General features: G+C 36.0%; 11 protein-coding genes, 2 tRNA genes and 2 rRNA genes. 4 read left to right on the top strand and 11 right to left on the bottom strand.

Annotated elements, in window-relative coordinates; all coding sequences use genetic code 11:
• Positions 1-40 precede the first annotated feature (40 nt).
• Entirely contained in the window at positions 41-1,888 is a 1,848-nt protein-coding gene (locus tag V5J73_RS05670; protein ID WP_338648205.1) for a CocE/NonD family hydrolase, read from the bottom strand.
• A 582-nt stretch (positions 1,889-2,470) separates the two neighbouring features.
• Here V5J73_RS05670 and V5J73_RS05665 point away from each other — a divergent pair.
• Both V5J73_RS05665 and V5J73_RS05660 read left to right on the top strand, forming a co-directional pair.
• Positions 2,471-2,905, top strand: coding sequence for a GNAT family N-acetyltransferase (locus V5J73_RS05665; RefSeq protein WP_338648203.1), 435 nt, complete (start codon positions 2,471-2,473; stop codon positions 2,903-2,905).
• 37 nt (positions 2,906-2,942) lie between these two features.
• Positions 2,943-4,016: an alanine/ornithine racemase family PLP-dependent enzyme gene (locus V5J73_RS05660; protein ID WP_338648201.1), complete on the top strand. Its 1,074-nt coding sequence runs from the start codon at positions 2,943-2,945 to the stop codon at positions 4,014-4,016.
• Positions 4,017-4,135: 119 nt separating this feature from the next.
• On the opposite strand, the gene V5J73_RS05655 is transcribed toward V5J73_RS05660, so the two are convergent.
• The 3 genes from V5J73_RS05655 to V5J73_RS05645 are packed head-to-tail and all read right to left on the bottom strand — an operon-like array spanning position 4,136 to position 8,793.
• On the bottom strand, positions 4,136-6,169 hold the full coding sequence (locus V5J73_RS05655; RefSeq protein WP_338648199.1) for a protein-disulfide reductase DsbD family protein: 2,034 nt from the start codon (positions 6,167-6,169) through the stop codon (positions 4,136-4,138).
• Complete coding sequence (gene tilS / locus V5J73_RS05650; protein ID WP_338648198.1) at positions 6,169-7,479, bottom strand: tRNA lysidine(34) synthetase TilS; 1,311 nt, start codon at positions 7,477-7,479, stop codon at positions 6,169-6,171. Before tilS ends, V5J73_RS05655 begins: the two co-directional genes overlap by 1 nt.
• A 27-nt stretch (positions 7,480-7,506) precedes the next feature.
• On the bottom strand, positions 7,507-8,793 hold the full coding sequence (locus V5J73_RS05645; RefSeq protein ID WP_338648197.1) for an anthranilate synthase component I family protein: 1,287 nt from the start codon (positions 8,791-8,793) through the stop codon (positions 7,507-7,509).
• Positions 8,794-8,935: 142 nt separating this feature from the next.
• Here V5J73_RS05645 and V5J73_RS05640 point away from each other — a divergent pair, with 142 nt between their 5' ends.
• The gene (locus V5J73_RS05640) at positions 8,936-9,340 is read left to right on the top strand and encodes a VOC family protein (protein ID WP_338648196.1); all 405 of its coding nucleotides are present in this window, start codon (positions 8,936-8,938) and stop codon (positions 9,338-9,340) included.
• Positions 9,341-9,428: 88 nt separating this feature from the next.
• On the opposite strand, the gene V5J73_RS05635 is transcribed toward V5J73_RS05640, so the two are convergent.
• The 3 genes from V5J73_RS05635 to V5J73_RS05625 all read right to left on the bottom strand — a co-directional run bounded on the left by V5J73_RS05635 (position 9,429) and on the right by V5J73_RS05625 (position 11,853).
• Positions 9,429-9,698: a hypothetical protein gene (locus V5J73_RS05635; RefSeq protein ID WP_338648195.1), complete on the bottom strand. Its 270-nt coding sequence runs from the start codon at positions 9,696-9,698 to the stop codon at positions 9,429-9,431.
• Between the two features lie 141 nt (positions 9,699-9,839).
• Positions 9,840-11,243: a dihydrolipoyl dehydrogenase gene (gene lpdA / locus V5J73_RS05630; RefSeq protein WP_338648194.1), complete on the bottom strand. Its 1,404-nt coding sequence runs from the start codon at positions 11,241-11,243 to the stop codon at positions 9,840-9,842.
• A 151-nt stretch (positions 11,244-11,394) separates the two neighbouring features.
• Positions 11,395-11,853: an Lrp/AsnC family transcriptional regulator gene (locus tag V5J73_RS05625; RefSeq protein WP_338648193.1), complete on the bottom strand. Its 459-nt coding sequence runs from the start codon at positions 11,851-11,853 to the stop codon at positions 11,395-11,397.
• 277 nt (positions 11,854-12,130) lie between these two features.
• On the opposite strand from V5J73_RS05625, the gene V5J73_RS05620 reads away from it, so the two are divergent.
• On the top strand, positions 12,131-13,342 hold the full coding sequence (locus V5J73_RS05620) for an aminotransferase class I/II-fold pyridoxal phosphate-dependent enzyme (RefSeq protein WP_338648192.1): 1,212 nt from the start codon (positions 12,131-12,133) through the stop codon (positions 13,340-13,342).
• Between the two features lie 335 nt (positions 13,343-13,677).
• On the opposite strand, the gene rrf is transcribed toward V5J73_RS05620, so the two are convergent.
• The 4 genes from rrf to V5J73_RS05600 all read right to left on the bottom strand — a co-directional run bounded on the left by rrf (position 13,678) and on the right by V5J73_RS05600 (position 17,267).
• Positions 13,678-13,787: ribosomal RNA gene (gene rrf / locus V5J73_RS05615) — 5S ribosomal RNA — on the bottom strand.
• 173 nt (positions 13,788-13,960) lie between these two features.
• Positions 13,961-16,843, bottom strand: a 23S ribosomal RNA gene (locus V5J73_RS05610).
• Between the two features lie 186 nt (positions 16,844-17,029).
• Positions 17,030-17,103, bottom strand: a tRNA-Ala gene (locus V5J73_RS05605).
• Between the two features lie 90 nt (positions 17,104-17,193).
• Positions 17,194-17,267: transfer RNA gene (locus V5J73_RS05600), tRNA-Ile, on the bottom strand.
• Between the last annotated feature and the right edge of the window lie 3 nt (positions 17,268-17,270).

Raw genomic sequence — 17,270 nt, 5'->3', positions numbered from 1 at the left:
CAGCTTTTTTGAATCTTAAGATTCTACTAACTTTTACGTTTTATTTTAAAACTGTAAACTCAACATTTGAATCATTATAGATTCTATGAGTTTGTTTTTGAAAGTCCGCTGGTTTAGCATAAAATATATTATCTACAAACGTTTGCGGATTCAAATCAATAAATGGAAACCACGTGCTTTGAACCTGAATCTGGATTTTATGTCCTTTTTTAAAGGTATGAAAAACATCCTGTAACTTAATATTTACAGGCGTTTTCTCATTGGCAACAAAAGGTTCGGGTTTTGAAAAACTGTTTCTGAAACGCCCTCTCATAATCTCACTGCGCACCATCATGTGGTAATTACTCATTTTCAAATAAGGAGCAACATCTTTTGTTTCCGGCTCATCACTTGGGAAAACATCAATCACTTTTACAATCCAGTCCGCATCTGTTCCAGTAGTAGAAACTTGCAATTTAGCCAATATATCTCCTGCTAATGTGGTATCATCACTCAATACTTCTGTTTCAAAAACAATCACATCTGGACGTCTTGCAGCAAAACGCTGGTCATCCGTCATATATTTCCTTGGTGTAAGCCCTGCTTGTTTGATATCTTCAGAATAAGGAACCGGTTTCTTAGGATCACTGATAAATTCTTCAAAAGAAATATTTCGCTTCGCCATTTTTGTCAATTGATTTCCTTGCAAAAAGAAATCTTGTTTTTCGGTATTTTGAGGAGGCCAAGTTTCATAGGTCTTCCACTCTTTTCTTCCTGTGTCAAAAACATAGGCTTCAGGTAATTTATTTTCACCTTTACCGTTATTTTTTAAGAAATGACGAAAGAAATTAGCTTCTATGTTTTTTTGATAATAACCGGAAATACTATCTCCAAAATTAATATTACCAATTACTTGTTTTGCTGAATTTCTAGCCCAATCCCCGTGACTCCATGGCCCCATAACGATTGTGTTGTAATTTTTGCTGCTTTTTTCAATTGTGCTGTAGGTATTCAAAGGACCATATAAATCTTCGGCATCAAACCAACCTCCCACCGTCATCACCGCTGGTTTAATATTTTTTAAATGTTGTAAAATACCACGTTTTTGCCAAAAATCATCATAACTGGAATGGTCTTTCAGCTGTTGCCAAAACTCATTGTCTTTACCATAATATTTATCAAGATTCGATAATGGTCCTGCATCCAAGAAAAACTGATAATCGTCATTTGATCCTGTATTCGTGAATTTATACCAAGGTTCTGTAGTACGCTTTGTTTTTTGTGGGCCAAATAATGGCGTCACTTTCCAATAACTCAATAAATATGCTCCATTATGATGAAAATCATCAAAAAAGAAATCAGCAATACACGCTTGAGGTGAAACCGCTTTCAAAGCTGGATGATTGCTTAACAAAGAATAGGTTGCGTAAAAACCAGGATATGAAATTCCCCAAGTTCCAACATTTCCGTTGTTATTAGGTACATTTTTGACCAACCAATCTATCGTATCATAGGTATCAGAAGCTTCATCGGTATCTTTTTTTCCTTTTTTATTTGGAATAAAGCCGCGCATATTATCGTATAAACCATCACTCATGAACCTGCCACGAACATCTTGATAGACTACGATATATCCTTCTTTCATCATCGTCTCGCTTGGAGAAATACTTCTTTTGAGCTGACCTTCTCCATAAGGACCTGAATTATACGGTGTTCTTTGCATTATAATTGGATATTTTTTAGAAACATCTTTAGGAGTATAAATTGAAGTAAATAATTCTGCTCCATCGCGCATTTTGATATGCACTTCTTTTTTAGTATAATTATCCGCAACATAGTTTGGTTTGTTATCTTGGGCAAACAAAATTGCTCCAATAAAAAAAAGAGAAATACTAAGTAGTTTTTTCATAAATTTTTAAGTTAAAATAGTTTTTAAAGATAAAAAATCTCATTGAATATAATATCCTTATTTTATCTTTTTTAAAATTCAAATATCGTCTTTACTGAGATGAAAAAGTAGAAATATACACTGTTTATAATTGCTAATTATTTTCAACACTTACACACCAATAATTCATTTGAGCATTCAAATTAGTATTTTTTTTTTACTAGATAATCCTTTGTCTTTGCCTTGAATTATTTACATCATTAATTCATTAAAGCAGCGTTTTTACTTATAAAAAACACATTTTACCCAATTTAAGAGCTGTTTCCAGATAATTCGCCTTATATTTGTAAAACACAAAATTATATTTTGGGGTTATTTAAGTCTTTTTTTGTGACTTTAATGACTATGTCTAAGATCCCTTATTTCAGATATTATACTGAAAAAATCATCTTTTTTTTTGCAGACTACTGCATCTTTTGCCTTTTGGAAAAATTCCACTTACAGGCTTTTAAATAACCGAAAAAAAACAATACTATTTGATTTTCTATTTAGAAAAATCATTAGCATAACTATAGCTCATATTTAACACTAAATTACTTTAAAATGGAACTCAAACAAATTAATGATATCACTCTAGAAGACCCAATCTATACCAATCAAATTATAGCACTATTCCTATTTACCCATTTAGAACAATATGGCGATACGATTGAAGACATTCAAAAATGTATTGATTACGTCATGAACCCCAACAAAGGAGGAAATATTGTAGTGGGAATCGAGGACCAAAAAATTGTAGGTGTTGTAATCTTAAACAACACTGGAATGAAAGATTATATTCCAGAAAATATATTGGTTTACATCGCTGTAGACAATAGCCAACGTGGAAAGGGCTTTGGAAAACAATTGATGCTAAAAGCCATATCCATTGCCGAAGGAAATATTGCACTGCATGTAGAACCTAATAATCCTGCCAAAAAACTATACGAAAGTTTAGGTTTTACAAATAAATACCTAGAAATGAGATTAACTAAATAACTTCATCTTCAAATAACTTGTTTTTAAATTATCATAAATGGCCTTTATAAAATTATATCGCAAAAAACTCGAAGAAAACTACACCTTTCTGAACCAAATCTTTACATCCAGAAATATCCAATGGGGAGTAGTTTCCAAACTATTGTGTGGTAATAAAATCTATCTCAAAGAAATAATCGCTTTAGGAGTTCGGGAAATTCATGATTCTAGAGTAAGCAATCTTAAAAAAATCAAAGCACTAAATCCTGAAATCCAAACCGTTTATATCAAACCACCTGCAAAACGAAGTATTGAAAATATTGTCCAATATGCCGATATCAGTTTTAATACTGAAATATACACCATTCAATTACTTTCTAACGAAGCCGTAAAGCAAAACAAGGTTCATAAAGTAATCATTATGATTGAAATGGGTGATCTTCGAGAAGGTGTTATGGGTGAGGAATTAATAGCCTTTTACGGCACTATTATAAAAATGCCTAACATCAAGATTTCAGGAATAGGAACTAATCTCAATTGTCTTAGCGGTGTGATGCCTACGCAAGACAAGCTCATTCAATTGAGTTTATATAAGCAATTAATTGAAGCTAAATTCGATATAAGCATTCCGTTCGTCTCTGGTGGAACCTCAGTGGCAATTCCGCTTATACTTAAAAATGCGCGCCCAATGGCTGTCAATCATTTTCGTATAGGAGAAGCTCTCTTTTTCGGGAAAGATTTATTCACTGGCGATACCATTGAAGGAATGCATAATGATGTTTTTAAATTATACGCTGAAATTATAGAAATTACTGTGAAGCCAAATACGCCTACTGGCGAATTAGGCGAAAACGTTGCTGGAAATTCTTTTTCCATGAATGACGTTACCGATTTAGGAATTACGTCTTTAAGAGCCATCTTAGATATTGGTTTATTAGACATGCAACCGCAGTATTTAGAATCGGATGATACTGACATTACCATTGTGGACGCTAGTTCTGATATGCTTGTTATAGATATTTCAAAGTCAAAAAAGACGTATAAAGTTGGAGATTTAGTTGCTTTTAAAATTAGATATATGGGTGCTTTATACCTATTAAATTCAGATTACATCGAAAAAACAATCGAGTAGTAAAGTACTTAAGCGTGGCGTATTACTAGATCAAAAGCAAAAAATTGCACTAATTTCCAAAGATTACTTCTTAGAAATTAGTGCAATTTACGTTTACTATTTTGTCCAGATACTAGCTGCTATTTTACCTTTACAAAGCGATCAATTCCTTCTCTCAACCAGCCTTTGTAGGCATTTATATCTGAGTTATAACTTTCTGGTTTATCAGATAACATAGTACCTTCTGTGTCTAAAATAATATAATATGGTTGTGCGTTGGCTTTAAATTTTGTAATTTGAAAATCACTCCATTTGTTCCCTACACTTATAATTTCTTTACCTGTTTCTTTAGATACATATTGCTCGTTTTTTGGCAATTCTCTTTTGTCATCGACATATAAAGAGATTAATACTACTTCCTCTTGTAATATTTTTAGAACTACAGGATCAGACCAAACATAATCTTCCATTTTTCGGCAATTCACACATGCGTATCCTGTAAAATCAAGTAAAATGGGTTTGTTTACTGATTTGGCATAAGCCAATCCTTTTTCATAATCTTCAAAAGCGATAAGATCATGTGGTCCTAAATGTGCGCCTTCCGGCAAAATTTGAGCTGATGCATTCGAACCTCCTTTTGAATTTCCTACTCCGTATGGGCTTTCACTATAAGTCATTGGGGGTGGAAAGCCAGAAATTAATTTTAACGGCGCTCCCCAAATTCCGGGAATCAAATAGATGGTAAAGGCCAAAACTACTAATCCTAAAGACAATCTTCCTACTGATATATGACTCATCGGGCTATCATGTGGAAGCGTAATTTTTCCGAATAAATAAAAAGCTAATGTTCCAAAAATAGCAATCCAAATCGCCAAGAAAATTTCTCTTTCCAAGAAATGCAATTGCAATACCAAATCCGCATTCGACAAAAATTTGAATGCCAAAGCCAATTCTAAAAATCCTAAAACTACTTTAACGGTATTCAACCAACCTCCAGACTTTGGCAATGAATTCAACCAACCCGGGAACATGGCAAACAACATAAATGGTAAAGCTAAAGCTAATGAAAATCCGAACATTCCAACAATAGGTGCAATTCCGCCTTTAGAAGCAGCCTCGACTAAAAGGGTTCCAACGATTGGTCCGGTACAGGAAAAAGATACAATTGCTAATGCCAAAGCCATGAATAAAATTCCAATTATTCCGCCTCTATCCGCTTGATTATCTACTTTATTTGCCCAAGAATTTGGTAACATAATCTCAAAAGCTCCTAAAAATGAAGCCGCAAAAGTGACTAACAAAACAAAGAAAATAATATTAAACCAAACATTTGTAGATAACGCATTCAATGCATCCGCACCAAAAATCCACGTCACTAAGAATCCTAAAACTACATAAATGAATATGATAGCAATTCCATAAATAATGGCATTTCTAATTCCTTTTGCTTTTGTTTTGCTTTGTTTGGTAAAAAAACTGACCGTCATAGGAATCATCGGGAAGACGCAAGGCGTAAGTAATGCGGCAAATCCAGATAAAAAAGCAATAAAGAAAATAGACAACAATCCTCTTTGTTTAGAAGGCTTCGTATCCAGAACAGGAACTTTTTCAGAAGTAACAACCTGTTCCTTATTTACATCTGTATTTGTAACTGCAGTGTCAACTTTAGCTGAATCTATTATCGTTAAATCTGTTGCTATAGTAGCGATTTCTGCTGTTTTTGAAGCTGCAGGAATGGTAAACGTGAAACTCTTTTCTATATTAATACAAACCTCTTTGCACACCTGATAATTAAAATCGACTTTAATTTCAGTCAGCTTCGGGTTTGTTATTGTAATTTCTTGTTGGATTTGACCTTTCTTTTCGAAGAATGTTTCGTTAACTTCAAATATATCATTAAAAGCGGTTCTCGTTTTGCTTTCTTTGGCTTTGCCCACTAAAGTAAAATTTCCTTTTTGATTTTTGAAAATGATTTCCAGTGGTAATGGCCCACCGTCTGGAGTAAATTGAGAATATAAATGCCAATCATTTTCTATGATAGCATTAAAAGTAAGGATGTAATTTGTCTCTGATTTCTTTTCTATTTTCGTAGTCCATTTTGCAGGATCAAGAATTTGGGCATTCCCATTGGCAAAAGCCAAAAAAGCAACAAGTATAAATAGTAGTTTCTTCATTATTCTAATTGTATTTTAAGTATATTCTTTGTTGTATTGTCAATTCTAAAACGTTCGTCTTGACGAACATTAATAATCCAAACGATTTCATCATTCGAACATAAAAGCCAAATGTTTTCTTTTTCTAGCAAGGATAATTTTTCATCTTTAAAAAGCTTGCTCACTTTCTTCGATTTACCGTTCATCCCAAAAGGTTGAAAACGATCGCCCTCATTCCAATGACGCAAAACCAATGGATATTGTAATTTATCAGCGTCCACAAAGATAGCTGAGTTCGTCGTTAAACTAATGTCCGCTACTTTACAAAACGTAAGATTTAAGGGAATATTAACTTCTTTTTGATTTTCATCAATTGAATATTCCTCCTTTTCATTTACGAAATGTATCGGACTTAGGATTAAAGAATCTCTGTCTTTCAATAATCGATATTCTGGCGAAAAAACATATTTACCAGATTGGCTTTCGACCAAATCATAAATATCATCCCAAGCCGAAAATCCAAATTCTTTCAGCCATTGATGCAAATACGATTTATAATTGGGCAATTTTTTTAATTTTTTTAAATCAAAATAAATAGTATCCTCCTCTTGTTTAGCCACTTGTTGATAAATCATAATCGAAGCATCTTCAACCATCACTTGTGCTTCTTGCAAATAGGTTTGCGTTTTATGAAACGAAGAAAGAAAATTTGGATTCAAATCCTTTAACATAGGAACCAGATGATGGCGAATTTTATTTCGAAGGTATTTATCGGATGCATTGCTGCTGTCTTCACGCCATTGAATGTTATTTAATTTGGCATATTCTTCCATTTCTTCTTGGCTAAATGCCAAAAGCGGACGAATTATTCTATCGTTTTGCTCTGGAATTCCAGTTAAACCTTCTAATCCTGTTCCTCGACTCAGATTAATTAAAAAAGTTTCCAGATTATCATCGGCATGATGCGCCGTGAGTATATAATCGAATTTTTCAGTTTCTAATAATTCATAAAACCAATTGTAACGCAACTCACGCGCGGCAACTTGCGTAGAAACTTTATAATCTTCTGCGAAAGCTTTGGTATCAAATTGAGTTATAAATACCGGAATATCATTTGCGGCAGCATATTCCTGGACAAAATTTTGGTCTTCAAAACTTTCCATTCCACGCAATTGAAAATTACAATGTGCAATACCTATTTCATAATCCAATTGCTGAAATAAATGCACCATTACCATACTGTCTTTCCCGCCGCTTGTGGCCAGAAGTATTTTTTTTCCGCTCAAGAACTGGAAATTATGTAGAAGATGGTTTTGGAATTTTTGTAGCATGTTCAAATTTAATTAATTCGTTTGGATTTAACTTAAAACTTCTCGCATCGCTTTTGCTTTAAGCAAACATTCCTCATATTCCTTTTCAGGAAGGGATTGCGAAGTGATGGCACTTCCAACCGAGAAAGAAATATATTTCTTCTCTTGATTGTACAATATGCTTCGGATAACAACATTGAAATCAAAATCACCATCTGGTGTAAAATAACCCACCGAGCCGCTATACAATCCGCGTTTTGTTTCTTCCAACTGTTCAATGATTTTCATCACTGAAATTTTTGGTGCTCCAGTCATACTTCCCATCGGGAAAGTAGTTTTTAAAACATCTACAACAGAATATTGCGCATCCAACTTTGATGTCACCGTAGAAATCATTTGATGCACTTGCAAAAAAGAATAAATTTTGCAGAACTCTTGTACTTCAACGGATCCTTTTTGTGCGGTTCGAGACAAATCATTCCGCACTAAATCCGTTATCATAATGTTTTCGGCTCGTTCTTTTGGATCTAAATCCAATTGCATTTTTGATTGCTCATCTTCATTTGCATCCAAAAATCGTTTCGCGGTTCCTTTAATCGGTTGCGAAATAATACGTTCTCCTTCTTTCCTTAAATAACGTTCCGGTGTCGCCGAAAGTAAAAAGTGTTTATTATTTTTAAAAAAAACGGCGAACGGAGGTTGAGAAATTTCGTTGAGTTTTATAAATTTCTCTATTGGATCAATCGTTGCGTTTTCAGCAAAAAATTCCATACAAAAATTAGCTTCATAAATATCGCCTTGATGAATGTGTTCCAAAACTTTTGAAACCTTCTCAAGATAACTCTCTTTCGGAATCCGTTGTTGGATCGTTACTAATGCTTCTATTTCTACATTTGACTTTCGAATTTTGACAATTTCTTCAAAATTTTCCTCCACTTCATCGTCACACATATTGAGATATTGAATTTCAAGCTGATTTCCTTTCAATAAAAATAACTTTTTAGGTTGAAAGAAGTACAAATCCGGAAATTCTAATCCGTCAAAATTCTGAGATTGTAACTGCTCAATATCATTTTTCAAATCATACGATAAATAGCCAAAAAGCCAGTCTTTGATACTTTGCTGGTATTGTTTTAAATCTTCAAAAGCATTGTGATAGTCTGTCTTTATAGATGTAAATGCATCAACGGCAAGAACACAATCATAACTGGAATAATTCTGTAGATAATCATTACTGTCCAAATAAATGATTTCTCGAAACTGTTGAGACCATAATAAAAGCTGTTTTTTAAACAGTTTTGGATCAGAAATAGACTTGTAAATTGAAGTTCTCAAAAAGTATTGGTATTTAAAATTCAAAATTACAACAAAAAATAAACCTTCAATAACCGATTTTACTAAAATTAGCTTATTTTTTTGTAAATTTGATAGTACGTGATCCGTTTTAGATTTTTTAAATCATTAAATCATTCCCGTTATGGCTTCAAAAATTTTCCTCAATTTGGCTGTTAAAGACCTTAAAAAATCCATTGATTTTTTTACAAAACTTGGATTTTCTTTCAACCCACAATTTACTGATGAACATGCCACTTGCATGATTATAGCAGAAAATATTTTTGCGATGCTTGTTACTGAACAGCGATTTAAAGAATTCACCAAAAAAGAAATTTGTAACGCCCATAAAAATACCGAAGTATTAATTGCAATAGATGCTGATAGTAGAGAAAAAGTAGATGAAATGGTAAAAACCGCAGTAGATGCCGGTGGTTCAATTTATATGGAGTCGCAAGATCATGGATGGATGTATGGACATAGTTTTGCCGATTTAGACGGGCATCAATGGGAAATTATGTATCTGGATGAAAATGCAATTCCTAAATAAATATTCTCAAATATATAACCTCTAAAAAACTATATACTATGAAAATTGCAATTATTATTATCCGAACCTTAATTGGGCTAATATTACTTTACGCATCAATTAGCTTTTTTTTAAAACTAGCACCAGAACCGGAAGTTACCGGTAATTTCAAAGCATTTAATATAGGTTTAGTTGCATCGACATACATCTTGCCTTTAGCGAAATCAATAGAGTTTCTTTGTGGATTATCATTTCTTACTGGACGATACGTTACATTGGCCAATATCCTAATCCTACCAATCACCTTAAACATTTTATTTATTAATTTTTTCTTATCACCAGAGGGAATACCTATTGCTGTGTTCTTATTCTTAGGCAATCTTTTTTTAATTTATAGTCATTGGGAAAACTATAAAGGTTTATTTGTAGCCAAAGGTTAATTAAACGTAACCCATAACAAATAAGAAACCCGCTCAATTGAACGGGTTTCTTTATTTTATAGAAAAATGTAATTTACTAATTACACATGTAAAGCTCTATTATCAGTTGCTGCTAAAGCTGCTTCTTTTATCGCTTCTGCAAAAGTTGGATGCGCATGAGACATTCTAGAAATATCTTCAGCAGATGCTTTAAATTCCATTGCAGTAACGGCCTCGGCAATTAAATCTGCACAACGAGCTCCAATCATGTGAACGCCTAAAACTTCATCTGTTTTTGCATCAGCTAGAATTTTTACAAATCCGTCTAAATCTCCACCTGCTCGAGCACGACCTAAAGCTTTGAAAGGAAAACTTCCTGCTTTATACTCTACTCCAGCTGCTTTCAATTGCTCTTCTGTTTGTCCTACAGCTGCCACTTCTGGCCAAGTATAAACCACACCCGGAATCAAGTTATAATCAATATGCGGTTTTTGACCTGCTAATATTTCAGCAACCATTGCTCCTTCTTCTTCTGCTTTGTGTGCTAACATTGCTCCACGAACAACATCACCAATAGCATAAATATTTGGAACTGAAGTTTGTAAATGATCGTTTACTTCAACCATTCCTCTATCCGATATTTTTACTCCAGCTTTATCCGCATTCAAACCATCAGTATACGGACGACGTCCTACAGAAACTAATGAATAATCTCCTTCCAGCGTAATTGTTTCTCCTTTTGCATTTTCAGCTTGAACTACAACTCCTTCACCATTTCTTTCTACTGATTTCACTTTGTGTGAAACGTAGAATTTCATGCCTTGCTTTTTCAATACTTTAGTCAATTCTTTAGACAATGAAGCGTCCATTCCAGGAATGATTCTGTCTAAATATTCTACAACAGAAACTTGTGCTCCCAATCGTAAATATACTTGACCTAATTCAATCCCAATTACTCCACCACCAATAATCACCAAATGTTTTGGCACTTCTTTTAGTTTCAAAGCTTCGGTAGAAGTGATGATTCTTTCTTTATCAATTTTAATAAAAGGCAAAGATGATGGTTTAGATCCTGTAGCAATAATAATATTTTTAGCTTCAATAGTTTCTGAAGTTCCGTCTGCTTTTGCAACAGCAACATGTGTAGCATCAACAAATGAACCTAATCCTTCCAGAACTGTAATTTTATTTTTATCCATTAAAAATTTCACACCACCCGAAGTTTGATCGACAACAGCTTGTTTGCGCGCAATCATTTTTTTAAGGTTTACTTTTACTTCTCCGGAAACTTCAATTCCGTGATCTGCAAAATGAGCAATTTCACTGTAATGATGAGAAGAAGCAAGCAATGCTTTTGAAGGAATACAACCTACATTCAAGCAAGTTCCTCCAAGAGTGGAATATTTTTCTATAATTGCTGTTTTGAAACCCAACTGTGCACAACGAATTGCTGATACATATCCGCCTGGTCCAGAACCTATAATGACTACGTCAAATGAACTCATAGTATATTTTTTTATGGTGTTTTTATAAAATGTTGCACAAAATTAAGGAATTAAGTTTTGTTTAAAGTTTAATTCAGAAGGTTTTTTGTTACGAATTTTTAGTAATTAACATTTACTTACCATTGAATACCGCTTTAAATCCATGTTTATTCTATATATCAACAATGGTCGTGTTTTTTACTTCACTAATCATGAATGTGCTGTGCGTACTTCCAATATGCTCCAATGTTGTGAGTTTTGTAACCAAAAATTCTCGATAGGCTTCCATGTCTTTTACTACTATTTTCAATATATAATCATAATCGCCACTTACATGATGGCATTCAATTACTTCCTTCAACTGTATCACTTCACTTTCGAATTTGGCGATAAACTCTTTCGTATGCTGAATCAGTTTGAGGTGACAAAAAACAACAAAACCTCTTTCTACTTTTGAACGATTCACTAACACAACATATTTATCGATAATTCCTTCTCTCTCTAATTTTTTAATACGCTCATAAACGGCAGTTACGGAAAGATTGAGTTTTAAGGAAAGTTCTTTGGTTGTTTTTTTGCTGTCCGTTTGTAATAACAAAAGCATTTTTTTATCGATAGCGTCTAGTGTCATTTTTATTTAAATTTAAATTGAAATAAAATCTCTACAAATCCTATTTAAGAAGCTAAATTAGAAAATTAAATTACATTATTTATTTTTTATAGTTTTAAAATCTAATATTAAACGATACTATTGTTTATCAATCTAAAACGCAGTTATTTTGAGAAGCTTTTCTTCAGACCGAAATCCCTAGCCCTGATTGCAGCGACATCCTTTTACTTTTTTCTTTAAAAAGTAAAAGATAAAGCGAATAGCAGGAATGGCTTCAAATAACAAAAAAAAAACAACTATGAAAAATTTCAATCCCGCAGACAACATTCAGGATTTACAGTACTTTGGTGAATTTGGTGGTGTAAATCCATCGATTTCAGATTCATCAACGTATACTTTCCTTTCGGCAAAAACGATGTTCGATACTTTTGAAGGTAATATGGAAGGTTGCTATTTGTATTCGCGTCATTCTTCGCCAAGTAATCTATATTTAGACAAAGCATTGGCAGCAATGGAAGGAACGGAAACAGCAAACGTTTCAGCATCAGGAATGGGAGCGATAACACCTACGCTACTGCAATTGTGTGGCTCCGGAGATCATATTGTTTCGAGCAGAACAATCTATGGTGGAACATACGCATTCTTGAAGAATTTTACACCAAGATTAGGCATCAAAACAACTTTTGTTGATATCACGAAACTAGACGTTGTAGAAGCTGCAATTACTCCCGAAACTAAAGTTTTGTATTGTGAAACCGTGAGCAATCCTTTACTAGAAGTTGCTGATATTACTGGTTTAGCTAAAATAGCTAAGAGACATAATTTAAAGTTAGTAGTCGATAATACTTTTTCACCATTATCTGTCTCTCCTGCAAAATTAGGAGCTGATATTGTGATTCACAGTTTAACAAAATACATCAACGGAAGCAGTGATACTGTAGGTGGTGTAACATGTGCTTCACAAGAATTTATCAATAGTTTAAAAAATGTAAATAGTGGCGCCAGCATGTTATTGGGTCCAACAATGGATAGTTTACGTTCGGCTAGCGTGATGAAAAACTTACGCACATTACATATTCGTATGAAACAACACAGTCATAATGCGATGTATTTGGCAGAACGCTTTGAAAAAGATGGGCTAAAAACGGTTTATCCTGGTTTGAAAAGCCACCCAAGTCATGAATTGTACAAAAACATGATTAATCCCGAATATGGTTTTGGTGGGATGATGACCTTAGATGTTGGTACTTTGGCAAAAGCTAATGCATTGATGGAATTAATGCAAGCAAAAAATCTAGGTTACCTTGCTGTAAGTTTAGGATTTTATAAAACTTTATTTAGTGCTCCGGGAACTTCAACATCAAGCGAGATTCCTATGGAAGAACAAATAGAAATGGGATTAACTGATGGATTGATTCGATTTTCTATAGGTTTAGATAATGATATTGAAAGAACGTACCATATGATGAAAAAATGTATGATGGAATTGAATGTATTAACTTCAGAATAAACACTAACAGATTAATCTACTTATTTTAAATTACAAAAGCAGCAAAGTATTTTGCTGCTTTTTTTGTTGCTTTAAGTTTTGGTAATACAGTGCTCTAAGAAGATTGATCTGAATGGAAAATAATCAACATTGATTATTATAATTAATAAAATACACTCAATTATTAATTGATATTAAAACACCAAGCAATAACAACTATTTAATATACAAAACAATACACATTCTAACAAATAGAAGATGGAATTAATTTGAGTATTAAATGAATTATCGATTACTATACTAACTAGAAACAATATAAAACAAAAAACCCTGTTCGATAGAACAGGGTTTTCAAAGAAAGGCGACGACATACTCTCCCACATAACTGCAGTACCATCTGCGCAGGCGGGCTTAACTACTCTGTTCGGGATGGGAAGAGGTGAGCCCCGCCGCAATAACCACCTTAAGAGGTTATAATTGCTTTGGGCAATTATTGTAATGTTGTTTATATTGTATAATAAACATCAACTACATAATATCTTAACATACTGAGATAAAGAATATAAAAAATTTGATACTGAAACAAGTTCAGCATAAAGAAAGTTTCTTCTCTCCCGATTTGCATCGGGAGAGAAAAGCGTACATAAGCTTACGGGTTATTAGTACTACTCGACTATGACATTACTGCCTTTACATCTATAGCCTATCAACGTGGTCATCTCCCACGACCCTTAAAAGAAATCTCATCTTGTGGTGGGTTTCGCGCTTATATGCTTTCAGCGCTTATCCCTTCCAAACGTAGCTACTCTGCGATGCCACTGGCGTGACAACAGATACACTAGAGGTTTGTCCAATTCGGTCCTCTCGTACTAGAATCAGATCCACTCAAATTTCTTGCGCCCACAGTAGATAGAGACCGAACTGTCTCACGACGTTCTGAACCCAGCTCGCGTGCCACTTTAATGGGCGAACAGCCCAACCCTTGGGACCTTCTCCAGCCCCAGGATGTGACGAGCCGACATCGAGGTGCCAAACCCCCCCGTCGATATGAGCTCTTGGGGGAGATCAGCCTGTTATCCCCGGCGTACCTTTTATCCTTTGAGCGATGGCCCTTCCATGCGGAACCACCGGATCACTATGCTCTACTTTCGTACCTGATCGACCTGTATGTCTCTCAGTCAAGCTCCCTTATGCCATTGCACTCTACGCACGGTTACCAAGCGTACTGAGGGAACCTTTAGAAGCCTCCGTTACTCTTTTGGAGGCGACCACCCCAGTCAAACTACCCACCAAGCAATGTCCCCCCGATTGGGGGTTAGGCCTCAGACAAACAAAGGGTTGTATTTCAACAATGACTCCACAACGCCTAGCGACGCCACTTCACAGTCTCCAACCTATCCTACACATCATTTGTCCAAGGTCAATACTAAGCTATAGTAAAGGTGCACAGGGTCTTTTCGTCCCACTGCGGGTAAGCGGCATCTTCACCGCTACTACAATTTCACCGAGCTCATGGCTGAGACAGTGTCCAGATCGTTACACCATTCGTGCAGGTCGGAACTTACCCGACAAGGAATTTCGCTACCTTAGGACCGTTATAGTTACGGCCGCCGTTTACTGGGGCTTCAATTCAATGCTTCTCCGAAGATAACATCTCCTCTTAACCTTCCAGCACCGGGCAGGTGTCAGGCCCTATACTTCATCTTACGATTTTGCAGAGCCCTGTGTTTTTGATAAACAGTCGCCTGGACCTCTTCACTGCGGCCAGCATTGCTGCTGGCGACCCTTCTCCCGAAGTTACGGGTCTATTTTGCCTAATTCCTTAGCCATGAATCTCTCGAGCACCTTAGGATTCTCTCCTCGACTACCTGTGTCGGTTTGCGGTACGGGTACTTATTACCTGAAGTTTAGAGGTTTTTCTTGGAAGCCCTTAGGCGCACTATCTCTTTGTCCGAAGACTCCGAGTACTATCGTATTTCCCCAAGCCGCGTGGATTTGCCTGCGCAGCTTATAGGTAGGTACTTCAACGAACTATTCCGTCAGTTCGCGGCGCTTTCATCACTCCGTCACCCCATCACAGTAATAACTAGTACGGGAATATTAACCCGTTGTCCATCGACTGTCCCTTTCGGGTTCGCCTTAGGTCCCGACTAACCCACAGCTGATTAGCATAGCTGTGGAAACCTTAGTCTTTCGGTGTGCGGGTTTCTCGCCCGCATTATCGTTACTTATGCCTACATTTTCTTTTCTAACCAGTCCAGCATGCCTTACGACACACCTTCTACCCTGTTAGAATGCTCCCCTACCACTTGTAATAAATTACAAATCCATAGCTTCGGTAATATGTTTATGCCCGATTATTATCCATGCTCGTCCGCTCGACTAGTGAGCTGTTACGCACTCTTTAAATGAATGGCTGCTTCCAAGCCAACATCCTAGCTGTCTGGGCAGACAAACCTCGTTCTTTCAACTTAACATATATTTGGGGACCTTAGCTGATGGTCTGGGTTCTTTCCCTCTCGGACTTGGACCTTAGCACCCAAGCCCTCACTGTTATGAAACATTATATAGCATTCGGAGTTTGTCAGGAATTGGTAGGCGGTGAAGCCCCCGCATCCAATCAGTAGCTCTACCTCTATATAACTTTACGCATAACGCTGCACCTAAATGCATTTCGGGGAGTACGAGCTATTTCCGAGTTTGATTGGCCTTTCACCCCTACCCACAGGTCATCCGAAGACTTTTCAACGTCAACCGGTTCGGACCTCCACACTGTGTTACCAGCGCTTCATCCTGCCCATGGGTAGATCACACGGTTTCGCGTCTAACACTACTGACTAAAGCGCCCTATTCAGACTCGCTTTCGCTACGGATCCGTGGCTTAACCACTTATCCTTGCCAGCAACGTTAACTCGTAGGCTCATTATGCAAAAGGCACGCCGTCACCCCACGAAAGGGCTCCGACCGCTTGTAAGCGTATGGTTTCAGGATCTATTTCACTCCGTTATTCACGGTTCTTTTCACCTTTCCCTCACGGTACTGGTTCACTATCGGTCTCTCAGGAGTATTTAGCCTTAGCGGATGGTCCCGCCAAATTCAGACAGGGTTTCACGTGCCCCGCCCTACTCAGGATACCACTATCCTTTACACTTATTACTTATACGAGGCTATCACTCTCTATGGCTCTACTTTCCAGTAGATTCTAATTCTTTGTGCAAGAAATATCGTGGTCCTACAACCCCAACATTGCCGTAACAACATTGGTTTGGGCTAATCCGCGTTCGCTCGCCACTACTTACGGAATCACTTTTGTTTTCTTCTCCTCCGCCTACTTAGATGTTTCAGTTCAGCGGGTTTGCCCACCTATCGGTGTACTATGTCTTCAACATAGTGGGTTGCCCCATTCAGGTATTTACGGATCGTATCGTGTGTGCCAATCCCCGTAACTTTTCGCAGCTTATCACGCCTTTCATCGCCTCTGAGAGCCAAGGCATCCCCCATACGCCCTTATTTTGCTTATTGTACCAATCATTCAATTAAGAATGACCGTTTCTTTACTTGTCTAATGATAAACAAGTAAAAAATGCTTTCTACTTTTTATTATTTCTTATCTCAATATGTCAATGAACTTTAATATGTATTAAGTTTAATGTATTAAGTATTAAGACTAATCTTGATACTTGATACTATCCGCTTGATACTATCTTGTGGAGAATAACGGAGTCGAACCGTTGACCTCCTGCGTGCAAGGCAGGCGCTCTAGCCAGCTGAGCTAATCCCCCAATTTAATTATGAATTGTGAATTATGAATTATGAATTGTTGTAATTCGTAATCTTTCAACTCTAGAATTTCCTTTTTTAAGTCTAAATAGTTGTCTCGGACAGACTCGAACTGTCGACCCCTACATTATCAGTGTAGTACTCTAACCAGCTGAGCTACGAGACACTC

Source organism: Flavobacterium sp. KS-LB2 (assembly GCF_036895565.1).
Taxonomy (GTDB): Bacteria; Bacteroidota; Bacteroidia; order Flavobacteriales; family Flavobacteriaceae; genus Flavobacterium.
This window is presented reverse-complemented; position numbering and strand designations above follow the sequence as displayed.

What these genes read in the sequence shown, in the direction of transcription:
- V5J73_RS05620 (WP_338648192.1), top strand. Translation starts at nt 12,131, where the DNA reads ATGAAAAATTTCAATCCCGCAGACAACATTCAGGATTTACAGTACTTT.
- lpdA (WP_338648194.1), bottom strand. Translation starts at nt 11,243, where the DNA reads ATGAGTTCATTTGACGTAGTCATTATAGGTTCTGGACCAGGCGGATAT.
- V5J73_RS05660 (WP_338648201.1), top strand. Translation starts at nt 2,943, where the DNA reads ATGGCCTTTATAAAATTATATCGCAAAAAACTCGAAGAAAACTACACC.
- V5J73_RS05640 (WP_338648196.1), top strand. Translation starts at nt 8,936, where the DNA reads ATGGCTTCAAAAATTTTCCTCAATTTGGCTGTTAAAGACCTTAAAAAA.
- tilS (WP_338648198.1), bottom strand. Translation starts at nt 7,479, where the DNA reads ATGCTACAAAAATTCCAAAACCATCTTCTACATAATTTCCAGTTCTTG.
- V5J73_RS05670 (WP_338648205.1), bottom strand. Translation starts at nt 1,888, where the DNA reads ATGAAAAAACTACTTAGTATTTCTCTTTTTTTTATTGGAGCAATTTTG.
- V5J73_RS05625 (WP_338648193.1), bottom strand. Translation starts at nt 11,853, where the DNA reads ATGACACTAGACGCTATCGATAAAAAAATGCTTTTGTTATTACAAACG.
- V5J73_RS05665 (WP_338648203.1), top strand. Translation starts at nt 2,471, where the DNA reads ATGGAACTCAAACAAATTAATGATATCACTCTAGAAGACCCAATCTAT.
- V5J73_RS05655 (WP_338648199.1), bottom strand. Translation starts at nt 6,169, where the DNA reads ATGAAGAAACTACTATTTATACTTGTTGCTTTTTTGGCTTTTGCCAAT.